The organism is Dyella acidiphila, assembly GCF_014863405.1.
Classification (GTDB): Bacteria; Pseudomonadota; Gammaproteobacteria; order Xanthomonadales; family Rhodanobacteraceae; genus Dyella_B; species Dyella_B acidiphila.
Genome location: NZ_JACZZA010000002.1, coordinates 61355 through 74868, shown reverse-complemented (window position 1 = coordinate 74868; position 13514 = coordinate 61355). Strand labels below are relative to the sequence as shown.

15 protein-coding genes and 1 riboswitch are annotated in these 13514 nt (G+C 66.2%); of the genes, 2 read left to right on the top strand and 13 right to left on the bottom strand.

Annotation, left to right across the window (positions count from 1 at the left end; all coding sequences use genetic code 11):
* Positions 1–62: 62 nt before the first annotated feature.
* From IGX34_RS04810 to yccS, 11 genes are all read right to left on the bottom strand, one after another.
* Positions 63–1040 (bottom strand): ABC transporter ATP-binding protein, encoded by a 978-nt coding sequence (locus tag IGX34_RS04810; protein WP_192554566.1) that lies wholly within the window; start codon positions 1038–1040, stop codon positions 63–65.
* Entirely contained in the window at positions 1040–1786 is a 747-nt protein-coding gene (locus tag IGX34_RS04805) for an ABC transporter permease subunit (RefSeq protein WP_225737237.1), read from the bottom strand. Before IGX34_RS04805 ends, IGX34_RS04810 begins: the two co-directional genes overlap by 1 nt.
* Positions 1787–1818: 32 nt before the next feature.
* A complete protein-coding gene (locus tag IGX34_RS04800) occupies positions 1819–2730 on the bottom strand; it encodes an extracellular solute-binding protein (protein WP_192554564.1) in 912 nt (303 codons plus the stop codon).
* Positions 2727–3083 (bottom strand): hypothetical protein, encoded by a 357-nt coding sequence (locus IGX34_RS04795; RefSeq protein ID WP_192554563.1) that lies wholly within the window; start codon positions 3081–3083, stop codon positions 2727–2729. The genes IGX34_RS04800 and IGX34_RS04795 overlap by 4 nt, the downstream gene beginning before the upstream one ends.
* Complete coding sequence (gene mobA, locus IGX34_RS04790; protein WP_225737236.1) at positions 3080–3649, bottom strand: molybdenum cofactor guanylyltransferase; 570 nt, start codon at positions 3647–3649, stop codon at positions 3080–3082. Before mobA ends, IGX34_RS04795 begins: the two co-directional genes overlap by 4 nt.
* Positions 3633–4154, bottom strand: coding sequence for a molybdenum cofactor biosynthesis protein MoaE (locus tag IGX34_RS04785; protein ID WP_192554561.1), 522 nt, complete (start codon positions 4152–4154; stop codon positions 3633–3635). The genes mobA and IGX34_RS04785 overlap by 17 nt, the downstream gene beginning before the upstream one ends.
* A 4-nt stretch (positions 4155–4158) precedes the next feature.
* A complete protein-coding gene (locus IGX34_RS04780) occupies positions 4159–4419 on the bottom strand; it encodes a MoaD/ThiS family protein (protein WP_192554560.1) in 261 nt (86 codons plus the stop codon).
* Entirely contained in the window at positions 4416–5663 is a 1248-nt protein-coding gene (locus tag IGX34_RS04775) for a molybdopterin molybdotransferase MoeA (RefSeq protein WP_192554559.1), read from the bottom strand. The genes IGX34_RS04780 and IGX34_RS04775 overlap by 4 nt, the downstream gene beginning before the upstream one ends.
* Positions 5660–6652 (bottom strand): bifunctional molybdenum cofactor biosynthesis protein MoaC/MoaB, encoded by a 993-nt coding sequence (gene moaCB / locus IGX34_RS04770; RefSeq protein WP_274380812.1) that lies wholly within the window; start codon positions 6650–6652, stop codon positions 5660–5662. The genes IGX34_RS04775 and moaCB overlap by 4 nt, the downstream gene beginning before the upstream one ends.
* Positions 6653–6655: 3 nt before the next feature.
* Positions 6656–7639 carry a GTP 3',8-cyclase MoaA gene (gene moaA / locus IGX34_RS04765; RefSeq protein ID WP_192554558.1) on the bottom strand — a complete coding sequence of 328 codons (984 nt, stop codon included), beginning with the start codon at positions 7637–7639 and terminating at the stop codon, positions 6656–6658.
* Positions 7632–7772, bottom strand: a riboswitch (molybdenum cofactor riboswitch). (Overlaps the previous gene by 8 nt.)
* A gap of 95 nt (positions 7773–7867) precedes the next feature.
* Positions 7868–10024, bottom strand: coding sequence for a YccS family putative transporter (yccS, locus tag IGX34_RS04760; protein WP_192554557.1), 2157 nt, complete (start codon positions 10022–10024; stop codon positions 7868–7870).
* Positions 10025–10148: 124 nt separating this feature from the next.
* On the opposite strand from yccS, the gene IGX34_RS04755 reads away from it, so the two are divergent.
* Together IGX34_RS04755 and IGX34_RS04750 are read left to right on the top strand one after the other, a co-directional pair.
* Complete coding sequence (locus IGX34_RS04755; protein ID WP_192554556.1) at positions 10149–10916, top strand: ATP-binding cassette domain-containing protein; 768 nt, start codon at positions 10149–10151, stop codon at positions 10914–10916.
* Positions 10913–12394, top strand: coding sequence for an ABC transporter permease/substrate-binding protein (locus tag IGX34_RS04750; RefSeq protein ID WP_192554555.1), 1482 nt, complete (start codon positions 10913–10915; stop codon positions 12392–12394). The genes IGX34_RS04755 and IGX34_RS04750 overlap by 4 nt, the downstream gene beginning before the upstream one ends.
* Before the next feature lie 51 nt (positions 12395–12445).
* On the opposite strand, the gene IGX34_RS04745 is transcribed toward IGX34_RS04750, so the two are convergent.
* On the bottom strand, positions 12446–12646 hold the full coding sequence (locus tag IGX34_RS04745) for a hypothetical protein (RefSeq protein ID WP_192554554.1): 201 nt from the start codon (positions 12644–12646) through the stop codon (positions 12446–12448).
* Positions 12647–12869: 223 nt separating this feature from the next.
* On the bottom strand, positions 12870–13394 hold the full coding sequence (locus IGX34_RS04740; protein WP_192554553.1) for a response regulator: 525 nt from the start codon (positions 13392–13394) through the stop codon (positions 12870–12872).
* Positions 13395–13514 lie beyond the last annotated feature (120 nt).

Sequence of the window (13514 nt, the reverse complement as noted above, 5' to 3'; positions counted from 1 at the left end):
TGGGTTAGCGCAGCGTAACCCAACGAATTCGCTTCGTAGCGGCATCGTTGGGTTACGCTGCGCTAACCCAACCTACTATCGGCTGGCCAGCAGCGGATGGCCGCGGGCGGCAAATAAACGCCTGGCGTCGGCGGTATCGGCATATCGCGCGGTATCGCCACCCACAGTCGCGCTTGTCCGCAACGCAAACCAAGCTGGGTGATGCGGCTGTCGACATGACGCACTTCGACCGATACCGGAACCGCGTCCGTTCCCTCATCCAAGCGGATCGCTGCCGGATCGATCATCCATTCCACTTGCGTGCCCGGCCTCACATCGCTTTCGACGGCAAGCACGATGCCGCCTTCCGGCCACACCAATTGACGCGCCTCGTCGATATGCCCGCGATGCACGTTGCGATAACCCAGCAACCGCGCCGCGGCACCGCTGGCCGGCTGCGCATACACATCCTGCGGCATGCCGATCTGCACGATCTGGCGCTGATGCATCAGCACCAGCTGGTCGGCCACGGCGGCCAGATGCGGATCGTGGCTTACCGCCAGCGTGGGAATACCGAAGGCGTGCACTTCGGCGATCAGTTCGGCGATCACTTCGTCGCGCGTAACCGGATCGAGTGCGGAGGTAGGCTCGTCCAGCAGCAGCAATTGCGGCCGCCGCGCCATCGCACGCGCCAGCGCCACACGCTGCTGCTGTCCGCCCGATAGCGTGGCCGGATAGCAGTCGGCGAAGGCGGCCATTTGCACCCGCTCCAGCAGTTGCATCGCCTGCTGCCTGCGCTGCGCGCCATGCAGTGCGAAGGCCACGTTCTGCCATGCATTCAAATGCGGAAACAAGGCATAACCTTGCGGCAAATAACCCACGGCGCGGTGTTGCGCGGCCAGCCCACCGAACGGTTCGCCCTGCGCCGGAACCAGGCCGGCAATCGCGCGCAGCAGCAGCGATTTGCCTTCGCCGCTGGCGCCCAGCAGCACGGTAAACCCTGCCACGTCGAAGGCGGCATGCAAGGCGATCGGCTGTTGCAGCGTGTAGTCGATGCGCATTAGATCAGGCGCCTGCGGCGCGCGGCCAGGCCGAGGATCAAGGGCAGCGGCATGGCCACCAGGAAGAACACCCATAGCAGCGGATACACCGCGGCAAGCCCGACATCCTGCAGGTTCACCCACAGCTTTACCGGAATGCCTTGCGGGTAATAGGCCACGATCAGCACTGCGCCGAATTCGCCCAGCGCGCGCACCCAGGCGAGGGCAACGGCGGCGGCCAGGCCCAGGCGTGCCAGTGGCAGGCTGACATGCAGAAAACTGCGCCAGGGCGAATGACCCAGCGTAAGCGCGATCTGTTCCAGTTCGCGCGGCACGCTTTCGAAGGCGGCGCGTGCGGCAATCACGTAATAGGGCAGTGCGCTATAGAACTGCGCCATCACAAAGGCAGCTGCGGAATTGGTCAGCACCAGGCCGGCGCGTTCGAGCACGCTGCCGGCGGGGCCGTAGGGGCCATACATGGAGGCCAGCAGCAGGCCCAGCGCCAGCGGCGGGGTAAGCAGCGCCAGCAGCAGCAAGGCATCGATCAGCCACAGGCCGCGGATGCGGTGGCGCGCCAGCCACCAGGCCAGCGGTGTGCCGAGGGCGATGATCAGGATCAGCGCGAGCAGGCTGTAGAGCAGTGACACGATGACGGCGTTGCCGTCGCCGTCGGCGAAGCCGAAATGGCGCCAATGGGTGGCCAGGGCGAGGCCGACAAACGGGGCAGCCACCAGCAGCAGTGTGATGACACTGACGATGGCGGGCATGCGCGGTAGTCGCCGCTCAAGTGGCTGCATGGCTACAGCGCAGGTCCGCGCGGCTCGCTATAACCGTGCTGCCGGAACAATGCCTGTCCTTCCGCACTCTGCAAGAACGCCACAAAATCCCGCCCCAGCTGTGCCTGCTGCGCATTGCCCAGCACCGCGGCATAAAACACCAGTGGCTGCACCTTCAGCGTCTTGCCGTTGGGCAGCGACAGCGAGGCACGGTCATACCACTGGGCCTGCATGGCCGGATTGCCGAGATTGATTTCATCCGGCAACGCCACAGTCGGCAGATGATGCGACTGCGCCGCGCTGAGGTAGCTGATGGCGGCATCGATCTGCCCGGCTTCCAGCCGCGACATCAGCGAAGGCTCGGTAAAGATCTGCGCGGTGTTCTGCGGCATGCCGGCAATTTTCTGCAGCAGATCGGGATGGTGGTAATAGTCGCCGGCCAGCTGCAGGGTCAGCAGCACGTTGGCGCCTTGCGGATCGATCGATGGATCGGTGCGCCCCAGGCGCAGGCCCGGTTCGCTCAGCACTTCGTACCAGTTTTTCCTGCCTTGCGCCGCTGCGGCGAAATCGGCGGCGAAACGACTGTGCGGGCTGTAGCTCACCACCATCTGCGTGCTGGCTACCGGCACTGCCTGCGTCACCAGGCCGGCCTGCTTGAGCACCTGCATCGGCCCCGGGGTGATGGTGACGAACACATCGGCCTGCAGCTGGTGCGCCGCCAGCAGATGCGCCAGCGCATAGGAACCCTGGCCGGTGCCCTGGTAGGTGGCGTTGTGCGCATGTGCGAACGCGGGGCCGGCGGCGCCGTCCATCACCACCCCCATCGAGCCAGCGTAAGCCACGCGCAGCATCGGGGTGTCGGCAGCGGTTGCCAGCGTGCAAAGCAGTGTGAGCGTCAGGAACAACCAGGTCTGCCAGCGTTGCATAAGCGTCATGCCGCGTCTCCTTTGGAAGATTGGTGCAGCCGTTTGCGTGCGCTGTCGCGCACATCCACATCGAACAGCAGTTGCAGCGTGCCGCCGGCGGCGGTGGCGAGCGCAAATTGCAGGCCTTCGCGTGAGGGCAGGCGGGCGCTGAGTGCGCGCACTTCGGCGTCGGGCAGGTCGATGCGCCAATGCGCATCGTCGCGCTGCCAGCCAAGCTCGGCAGCAAGCCGCACCTGCTGGATCTCGACGCGGCCATCCGGCAGCACCGTGCGGTTTTCGGCGTGGCCGCCGGCCAGCAGTTGCGCTAGTTCGGCTTCGTCGATGCGCAGGCGCAGCGTCTGTGCTTCCAGTTGCACTCTCATCGGCAGGCCTCGCGCCAGGTTTGTTCGGTATTGCAGTCGATCAGCTGTGCTTCTTCTGCGGCGTTCAGCGGCAGGCTGCTGGCGCCGACGCGCTGCTGCAGCGCACGCAGCGAGCGTGCGCGTTCGTCGCTGCCGTCCATCAGTGCGGCGAGCGCGCTGCGGCAATGCTCGTCCAGGCGCAAGCGCATCGGCAGCACATGTCCCTCGAAATGCGTGCTGCCGGCCGCTGTGGCGGCGTGCAGCAAACGCTGCAGCAAGGCCGGCTGCAGGCGCGGCATGTCTACCGGTACGATCAGCAGTTCCGCGTCGCCGCAGGCGGCGGCAATGCCGGCGAGGCCGCCGAGCGGACCGACACCGGCGACCGGATCGGCAATGCCGCCGTAAGCGGGACGGTCGCCGCTGACCCGCACCGTATCCACGCCGGTGGCGTGCAGCGTATCGAGCTGGTGCTCAAGCAGCGGACGTCCCTGCCATGACAGCAACGCCTTGTCGCGCCCCATGCGCGAAGAGCGGCCACCGGCCAGCACTACGCCGATGCGCGGCACCGCCTCAGTGCTCGTGCCCATGCGCATCACCGGCCTGCGTGGCGGCCAGCCCGGCGGCGCGCTGTTCTTCTGCGCGATGCTCTTCGCACAGCGAGCAACCTTCGCTCCAGGCGCTGTGGCCGTCGATGTAATGCTCCTGCTTCCAGATCGGCGCTTCGTGCTTCACCGCTTCGATCGCCAGGCGGCAGGCGCGGAAGGCTTCGTCGCGATGAGGCGTGGCTGCCGCGACTACCACGGCGAAATCGCCGATGCGCAGATCGCCCTTGGCATGCGCGATATACAGCTTCATCGGACCGCCCACTTCCTGCCGCGCGCGTTCGCCGATGTGCTGGAACGTGCGCAGCGCCAACGCATCGAACAGGTCATAGCTGATGCCGGTGACCACGCGGCCCAGGTTGTGCTGGCGCACGCGGCCGATAAAGGTGGCGATACCGCCGAAACGCGGATCGGCAACGAACTCCAGCGCTTCCGCCGGGCGCAGCGGTCCGTGTGCGATATCGACCACGGCGGTATAGATCTCGGTCATACGCTCAGCCTCCGCTGACCGGCGGCAGGATCGCCAGCTCGCCTTGTTCCGGCACGCTGCGATGGTTATGCAAAATCTCATCCCCGCTGGCGAAGGCCGAGCGCTGGATCAGGCCGGGGCTGATCGCCGGTGCATGTTCGCGTGCATAGTGCTGCACGGCCTCGCGCAGTTCGGCAATCGTGCTGTGCGCGGGCACGTCCACCTCGATATAGCCGCGGGCGTCGGCCTCGCGCAGTGCGCCGAACAGGGAAATGCGCCGCTTCATGCAAAATTCTCGCTGGGAATGGGGAATTCCAGATGGCCTGGACCATACACATCCACCAGGCTGCCGGGCGCGAGAGCATCGATCTCGGCCGGCACGATCGCCCAGGCATTGGCATCGGCCAGCGGGCGGATGCGGTACGACTCCTGCCCATCCAGCACTTCGATCGCCAGTCGGCCTTCGCCATCGATGCGCAGGCGGCTCTTGAGATGAAAGCGCAGGCGCGGCTTTTTGCTATAGGCATTGAACAGCGGCATGCGCAGCGGCGTTTCCGCGGGCAGTCCAAGCATCACCCGCAGCGCCGGCTCGACAAAGAAACGCAAGCCCACGGCGACCGCAATCGGATTGCCGGGCAGGCCGAACAGCAGTGCGTCGCCGGGCAGACGCGCGAACAGCAGCGGCTTGCCGGGTCGGATGGCGACTTTATGGAACAGCGTCTGCGCGCCGATGCGCTCCAGCGCCTGCGGCACGAAGTCGTAGCGGCCCATCGATACCGCGCCGCTGCTGATGATCAGCCTGGCGCCTGCGGCAAGCGCACGTTGCAGCGCGGCGGCAAATGCCTGCGCATCGTCGCCCACGGTTTCCACATGTACCACCTCGGCGCCGGCCAGCGGCAGGCGCGCGGCCAGAAATGGGCCGTTGGAATTGCGGATCTGGCCGGGCGCCAGCGCCTGTGCCGGATCGTCGACCAGCTCGCGTCCGGTGCACAGCACCGCCACGCGCGGACGCTGCGCGACGGATACCTCGGCCATGCCCAGCGAGGCGAGCAGCATCAGATGCTGCGGCGCCAGCGTAGTGCCCGCACGGATAACGGTAGTAGCGCGCGCCACATCGGAACCGGCATGGCGCACGTTCTGCGCAGCGGCAACATCGGCCAGCAAACGGATGCGCGTGGGCGACAGGCGTTCGGTCTGTTCGACCGGAATCACCCGATCCAGGCCGTCGGGCAGACGCGCGCCGGTCATGATTTCCCAGGCGCCGCCGCGTGCCTGCGTCAGGCCGTCGCCGGCCGCCTGTTCGCCTTCGATATCCAGTTCGGTGCCGGCGTGGATCAGTGCATCGCCACGCAGCGCGAAGCCGTCCATGGCGGAGTTGTCGAACGGCGGCAGATCCATCGCGCTGACAATCGGTGTTGCCAATACGCGGCCAAGGCAGGCGGACATCGCGCACGTTTCAGCCGGCAGGGCTCTGCTGGCCGCCAGCACGATGCGCAGCGCATCTTCGTAGGCGAGCGTGTCCTGGCTCATGCGTGATCTCCGCCGGCCGCCATGCCCACGGCATGCGCCAGCAGCGGCGCCAGAATATCCATGCCTTGCGCCACCGCTTTATTGCTGCCGGGCAGGGCGATCACCAGGCTGTTGCCGATCAGTACCGCGTGGGCGCGGCTGAGCCACGCCATCTGTGTGTGCTGGCTGCTTTCGCTGCGGAACAGTTCGCCGATGCCGGGCACATGGCGCTCGGCGACCAGCGCCAGCGCTTCCGGCGTGCGGTCACGCGGACCCAGCCCGGTGCCGCCAGTGCACAGAATCAGGCGCACGCCGCTGGCCGCGAGCAGGCGCAGGCGTTCGGCCAGGTGCACCGGTTCGTCGGCCAACACTTCGCTGTCCGCAACATCGGCGCCAAGCTCACGCAGCCGCTGTACCAGCAGCGGGCCGGAAGTGTCGGCGTAATCGCCGCGGCTGGCACGGTCGCTAAGCGTAATGACGGCGGCCTGGATGCCGTCCAGGCGTGCCGCAGCGCGTGGCTGGTAATGCGCGTGTTCGGCCTCGCTCATGCCATCCGGATGCAGCCATAGGCCTTTCTTGCCGCCTTCCTTGAACAGCAGGCGCACACCGCCGATGGACAGTGCCGGCTGCACCGGCTTGGTCAGGTCGTACAAGGTAAGCAAGGCGGCGCTGGCACCGGCCAGCGCTTCCATCTCCACGCCGGTGCGGGCGATGGTGGCGACCTCGCAATACACGCGAATGGCATGGCGTTCGCCGACTGGTTCGCAGCGTACGTCGATATATTCCAGCGGCAGCGGATGGCATAGCGGCATCAGCTGCGCGGCGTTCTTCGCGCCTTGCAGACCGGCGATCTCGGCCATGGTCATGGCATCGCCCTTGGGCAGGCGGCGTTCGACGATCTGCGCGAATGCCTCGGCGCCGGCGCTCAGTTCGCCCACTGCCACCGCCCGGCGCGCGGTGGCGCGCTTGCGGCGTACGTCGGCCATCTGGAAATGAGTGCGATCCTGCAAGCGTCAGCCTCCGGTGGATGCGAGATGGGGGGTGATGCCGGTGCGCCCTTCGTGCAGGAAGTGACCCTGTTCCTTGCGACCGATCTGGCCGCCGATGGCGCGCACCAGGTCTTCCAGCTGTTCGTCGGCCTGCAGCAAAGGGCGCAGGGGAATGCCGAATTCGCCGAACAGGCACAGGCGCAGATCACCGGTAGCGGTAACCCGCAGGCGATTGCAGCCGCTGCAGAAATCCTTCGAATACGGCGCGATGATGCCGATACGCCCGGCGTAATCCGCATGACGGTATTCGCGCGCAGGACCGGCATCGGCCGCGCGTGGCAACAACTGCCAGCCCGATTCCAGCAACTGCGTTTCCAGCAGCTCGGCGCGCACGTGGCGATCGCGGAAGAACGCCAGGTTGTCGCCGGTCTGCATCAGCTCGATAAAGCGCAGGCCGATGCGGCGCTCGCGCAGATAGTCGAGCCATGCCGGCAGCTCGCCGTCGTTGACGCCGCGCAGCAGCACTGCATTGAGCTTTACCGAGGCCATGCCGGCGCCCAGTGCCATGTCCACGCCATGCAGGATGTCGTCGAGGCGGTCGTGGCCGGTGATGCGCGCGAAGTTGGCGCGGTCGAGGCTGTCGACGCTGACGTTGATGGCGTTGAGGCCGGCGTCCATCCATTCATGCAGGCGGCGGCTGAGCAGGCTGCCATTGGTAGTCATCGCCAGTTTGGTCACGCCGGGTGCTGCCGCTGCGGTGCGCAGCACCTCGGTGAGATCGTGGCGCACGCTGGGTTCGCCGCCGGTGATGCGCAGCTTGTGCATGCCGAGCTCGGCGAAGCCGCGCAGCAGGCGCGCGATTTCCGCCAGCGACAGCGGCTGCGCGGCATGCGGATCGGCGTGGTAGCCGTGCGGCAGGCAGTACGTGCAACGGAAGTTGCACGCGGGAATCACCGACAAGCGCAAATACGGAAACCGGCGGCCGTAGCGATCAGCCAGCGGGGACATGGTCTGTGCTCCTTTCCAAGCCGGGAGGCGTACGCGTTTCCACGTGCACCCTGGTGATCCTGCAGATCACGGACGGCAGGCCGTATTCCCTTGCGGGAACCGCAGGCCGGACGCCTCGGAGTTTGTGGGTTCGTTTCGAATGGTAACTATCCGGGTATATGGGTAGGGCGTCTAGGGGCTGAACTGGCGCCGCGCCCCGTTATTCGCGAGCGGCGCAACGCCATGGACTCAGCCGGCCTGGATGTCGCGCACCACGCTGGCCAGCCGGTCGCGCTGGGCCAGGATCAGGCCCAGCTGGCTCAATACCAGTCGCGCGGTGTCATCGTTGACTGCTTCGGCGTGCGGGGTGGTGCTGTGTTCCGCTTCGCTGTCGCCGCCGGCAACGGGCTGGCGGCTGCTCAGCGCATCGGCCAGATGTTCAAGTTTGGTGACGGCCAGGTTGCCGGCGAGGGTGACGGTGTCGCGCGACTGCGCGCCGTGGATCACCTGGCGGTGCGCGCCCAGCGCGGAGATATGGCCGAGCATGGTGTGCGCGAGGGTGAGGAAGCGCAGCAGATCTTCGCTGCCGCGCCGCTGCCGGCCTGGTTCGCGCAGCATGTTCGCCAGCATGCCGCTGAGGGTGGCGTCGGCATTGTGCGCATCGCGGCGGGCGATGCGATAGGCCAGGTCGTCGCGCTTGCCATGCAGGTATTGCGCAATCACCTGCTGCAGGTAGCGCGCATCGTTGCGCAAGGTATTGGCCAATACCTGGTCCAGCTGGCGCCCTTGCCAATCGGGCAGCACCAGATAGATCGCCAGCGCCGCGATGGCCGCGCCGATCAGGGTGGCGAGCAGGCGCGGCCAGATGACTTCGTCGCCGCTGCCGCCCTGGTTGAAACACAGCACCACGAACACGGTGATGGCGGCGGTAGCGATGGTGTAGCGGCGCAGGCGCGCGGCAAAGAACAGTACGCCGGTCAAGACGATCAGCAGCCATTGCCAGGGCAACGCCGGTAGCAGGCGCAACACCGCCCAGCCCAGCATCACGCCGGCCAGGGTGCCCGCCACGCGTTGCAGCATGCGCGCCAGGGTGGCGCCGTAGCTGGGCTGGCAGACCAGCAAGGTGGTCAGCAAGATCCAGTAGCCGTGTTGCGGATGGAGCAGATGGATCACGCCGTAGCCGGCCATCAAGGCCAGCGCCAGCCGCACCGCGTGGCGAAAGCGCGAGGATTGCGCGCTGAGCTGCACGCTGATCCGTTGCCAGGCTTCGCGCAGCGATTGCGGTCCGGGGTTCTGCAGTGTGTTGTCCTGCGCGGGCGACAGCGGCGGCGCGTCATGGTCCAGCAGCGTCTGGATTGCGGCGATATTGCGCAGCAGGGCTTCGAGCGAAGGCAGCAGCGGTGCCTGCGCCACAGCGTGGAGGCGGCGATGGCTGTCGAGCGCGCTACGCAGGTCGGACAGGGCCGCCTGCAATTCGCCACCGCCCGGCGGCGCGCTGCGCAAGCGCAAGGCGCGCGCATGCTGGCGGCAGGCATGCGCCTGCAGCCGCAGCAGATGCTCGCAACGGAACAACACATCGCTGTGATAGAACGCGTCCGCCAGCTCGGCATACGGATAGTGCGCGGAGCTGATGCGCTCGTGGATATCCTGCGCCTTGAAATACAGCTGCAGCCGTGCCGCCGTCGTGCCACGCGGGCGGCGCATGCCGATGCGGTCGATCAGCACGATGCGGGTATCGTTGAGCGCCTGCACCACCTGTTCGTTCTGCATGGCCAACTGCAGCAGCAAGGCCTCACGGTCGACACCATGCACCGGCGTGAACAGCGCAGCCTTGTTTTCCAGATACTGGGCCAGCGCCTCGAACACCCGCGCCAGCGCGTGACGCACCGCCAGCTGCGGCGACAGCATCGCCCACAGCAGCGACAGCACGCCGTACCAGGCCGCGCCGGCCAGCAACCAGGCCGGTTGGCTCAGCAGATGGGCGGCCGGCCCTGGCTGGTCCACTTCGATCATGGTGTAGACCGCCAGAATCAGCGTGCCGCCGGCAACCGTGGCATAGCGCGGACTGATCGCCCCCAGCATCACCAGCACGAAGGTGATCAGCGGCAGCGCGAAGGCGAACAGCAGCGGGTCGGGCAGCAGCCACTCCACGGCAAACGAGACCCCGGCGAAGCAGGCCAGGGTGATCAGCAGGGTGCCGAGCCGGCTGCGCCAGTGGTCTTCGGTTTCGGCCAGGGCGCAGGCGATCACGCCCAGCATGCCCGGCACCATCGCCGCGGCATGGCGACCGGTCAGGCCGTAGGCGATCACGCCGCCCAGGGCCACTAGCACGCGCAGGCATTCGGCCAGCCGGTCCGAGCCGCGCAGGCGCTGCCAGTAGTGGATGAGGGCGGTGCGAGGGAACATCCCACAAGGATACTTGGTGCGATGCACAAGGCGGCGATCGAGTTCGGCACGGGCCGGCCCCGCCGGCGGACAGGCTGGAGGGTATCGGCTAGGCTGGCGGCTTTGTCGCCGCGCCGGTACGGGAATGTCTGCCAACCAAGAGGCCTCGCCCGCAGCGTTCGAGCTCGACAAGGTCAGCAAGCGCTACGGCAATTTGATGGCGCTGGACCAGGTCAGCCTGGCCTTTGCCGCCGGCAGCAGCACCGCCCTGATCGGCAGCAGCGGTTCGGGCAAATCGACCCTGCTGCGGGTGCTGCTGGGCCTGGAATGGCCCGACCAGGGGACGGTCAAGGCCGATGGCCTGGTGCTGGTGCGCGAGCATGTGCTGGAGTTGCGCCGCCGGGTCGGTTACGTGATTCAGGATGGCGGCCTGTTTCCGCATCTCACCGCACTGGGCAATCTGGCGCTGCTGCCGCATCACCTGGGCTGGAGCCGCGAGCGCATCCGCGAACGCGCCGAAGCACTGGTCGCACTGACCCATCTGCCGCAGAGCGCGCTGGATCGCTATCCGGCGGAACTGTCCGGCGGCCAGCGCCAGCGCGTGGCCCTGATGCGCGGCCTGATGCTCGATCCCGACGCGCTGCTGCTGGACGAACCTCTGGGCGCGCTCGATCCCATCGTGCGCCACGAATTGCAGGACGAGCTGAAGCAGATCTTCGAGCGGCTGGGCAAGACCGTGATCGTGGTAACGCACGACATCGCCGAAGCGGCCTGGTTTGCCGACCGCATCGTGTTGATGCGGCAGGGACGGGTGATTCAGGACGGCTCGCTGGACGATCTGCGCCAGCGCCCGGCCGATCCGTTCGTGACCCGCTTCGTGCAGGCGCAGCGCACCCTGGGCGACGCCGCATGAGCCGGCGTTGGAGCGCGCTGCTGCTGTTGCTGCTGTTTGCGCCGGCGCTGTTCGCGGCACCGCTGCGCATCGGTTCCAAGCAATTCACCGAATCGGTAATCCTCGGCGAAATGGCGCGCCTGGTGGCCAGGCAGGCCGGAGTCGATGCGCAGCATCAGCGCGAACTGGGTGGCACCAGCATCCTCTGGCGCGCGCTGCAGCACGGCGATATCGATGCCTATCCCGAGTACACCGGCACGCTCAGCCACGAACTGCTGAAGAACGTGGCGCCCGATGCCGATATCGCCAGCCTGCGCGCGGCGCTCAAGCCGCTGGGCATCGGCATCACCGATTCGCTGGGTTTCGATGATACCTATGCCATCGGCATGCGCGAGGATGTCGCCGCGCAGTTGGGCATCGGCAATCTTTCCGCGCTGGCCGCTCACCCCGCGCTGCGCCTGGGCTTCTCCAATGAGTTCATGGATCGCAGCGATGGCTGGCCCGGTTTGCGCCAACGTTATGGCCTGCCGCAGAAGCAGGTGCGCGGACTCGATCACGCGCTGTCGTACCGGGCCCTGGTGAGCAAGGCGGTGGATGCGATCGACCTGTACAGCACCGACGCGGAAATTCCGTACTACCACCTGCGCGTGCTTGCCGACGACAAGCACTATTTCCCGCATTATCAAGCGGTATTTCTTTATCGACTGCCGCTGGAACAGAGCGCGCCGGCGTTTGTCGACGTGCTGAAGAAACTGGCCGGCCGCATTCCGGTCGACGCGATGCGCTCGATGAATGCGCAGGTGAAATTGCACGGCGAAAGCGAAACGGATGTGGCCGCCGGCTTCCTCGGCGTGCCCTCCGACCAGGGCGGCAGCAGCTTCGCTGCGCGCCTGCTGCAACGCACGCTGGAGCATCTGCGGCTGGTGCTGATATCGCTGTCGGCGGCAGTGCTGCTGGCGGTGCCGCTGGGCGTGCTGTCGGCGCGCTCCAAACGTCTGGGGCAGGTGGTGATGGCCGGCAGCGGCGTGCTGCAGACCATTCCGTCGCTGGCGATGTTCGTGTTCATGATTCCGGTCTTCGGCATCGGCACCTGGCCGGCGATCGCGGCACTGTTTCTCTATAGCTTGCTGCCGATCGTGCGCAACACCTGCGCCGGACTCAGCGGGATTGCGCCGGATCTGCGCGAATCCGCCGCCGCGCTGGGCCTGCCACGCGGCGTGCGGCTGCGCCGGGTGGAGCTGCCGATGGCCATGCGCTCCATTCTGGCCGGCGTGAAAACCGCAGCAGTGATCAATGTAGGTACCGCTACGCTAGGCGCCTTGATCGGCGCAGGCGGCTATGGCCAGCCGATCGTCACCGGCATTCGCCTGGACGATACCGGCCTGATTCTGGAAGGGGCGATTCCCGCCGCCGTGATGGCACTGGCAGTGCAGGGCGTGTTCGAAGGCGTGGAGCGCTGGCTGACGCCGCGCGGCATGCGCATCGAAGCGAGGCAGTAAGCGCGGCGCATTTCAGTCGCATCATGCGACGCCGCGCTCGATGATCAACGCTCAGTTATGTGCGGCGACCGGTGGTGCGCTGTGTTCTTCGGCCATCGCTGGATCGTTGCGGATCAGCTCGGCCCAGCTCACTTCGAAGCCGTTGCGATGGGCTTTCTTGGTGATCTTGATCCCGGTGGAATCCAAGGTCACCGTGAACGGCTGGCCTTGAATATCGATCTGCCGCTTCAGTGGTTTATCCAGTGGTGTCATGAAAAATCTCCTGGCGAACCTGATTTGCGCAGCGTGGCTGCGCCGGTCGATGCATGGTGGTGGCTTGAGTAGTACGCATGGCGCATCAGTGCGGGCCGCGAAAGCCCCTTGCGCCATCCGCGCCGTCAACATGCAACGACGTTCGTCAAGAACAAGGCAAAGAGATGTGAGCGTTGTGCGTACGTTTTGGCTAGATGGTCTTGATTATTCATGCTTGGCGCGTTTAGGCGAGCAATGCGCCGCTTGCGCGAGGGCGTCGATGAGTGAGCAATGCGTGACGTATCAGCTGGCGCGAAATGCCATGCCGCACCGCGCGCAACAATTCGGTTTTTCCGTAAGGTTTGCGTAGGACACTGAGGTCGTGTGCACATGCGCCATCCAGCGCATCCCAGTCGCCGGAAGCCACAATGAAGTGACTGTTGCGCAAACGCGGGCGCATCCTGCCGGCTATTTCCACACCGCTGACCTGATGATCCAGGCGCATGTCGGCGAGCACGCAATCGATATCCGGATGCAAGCGCGAGAGCCGCAGTGCATCGGCCACGCATCGTGCCTGAAATACTTCGTAACCCGCCCCGCTCAGTGCATGAGAGACCAGATCGCTGCTATCCCGGTCGTTGTCGACTATCAATACATGCATACCGCTGTCCATCCCGTCGCGGCATCCCGGATCCCTGCGCCGATGGTTGATCCTGCGTATGACAGCGTTGTGAACCGGTGGCACTAGTGCGAGGCGGGCATTCAGCATACAAACTACGGCTTGAAGCGCGCAGCGCCGGGCGAAATGGGGCTGCGGTTGCAGACGCAAGACTTAAGCAAAAGCAATGCCGTGGCATGCGCACCCGTGGTTCCCCACGGAGATCTTTAC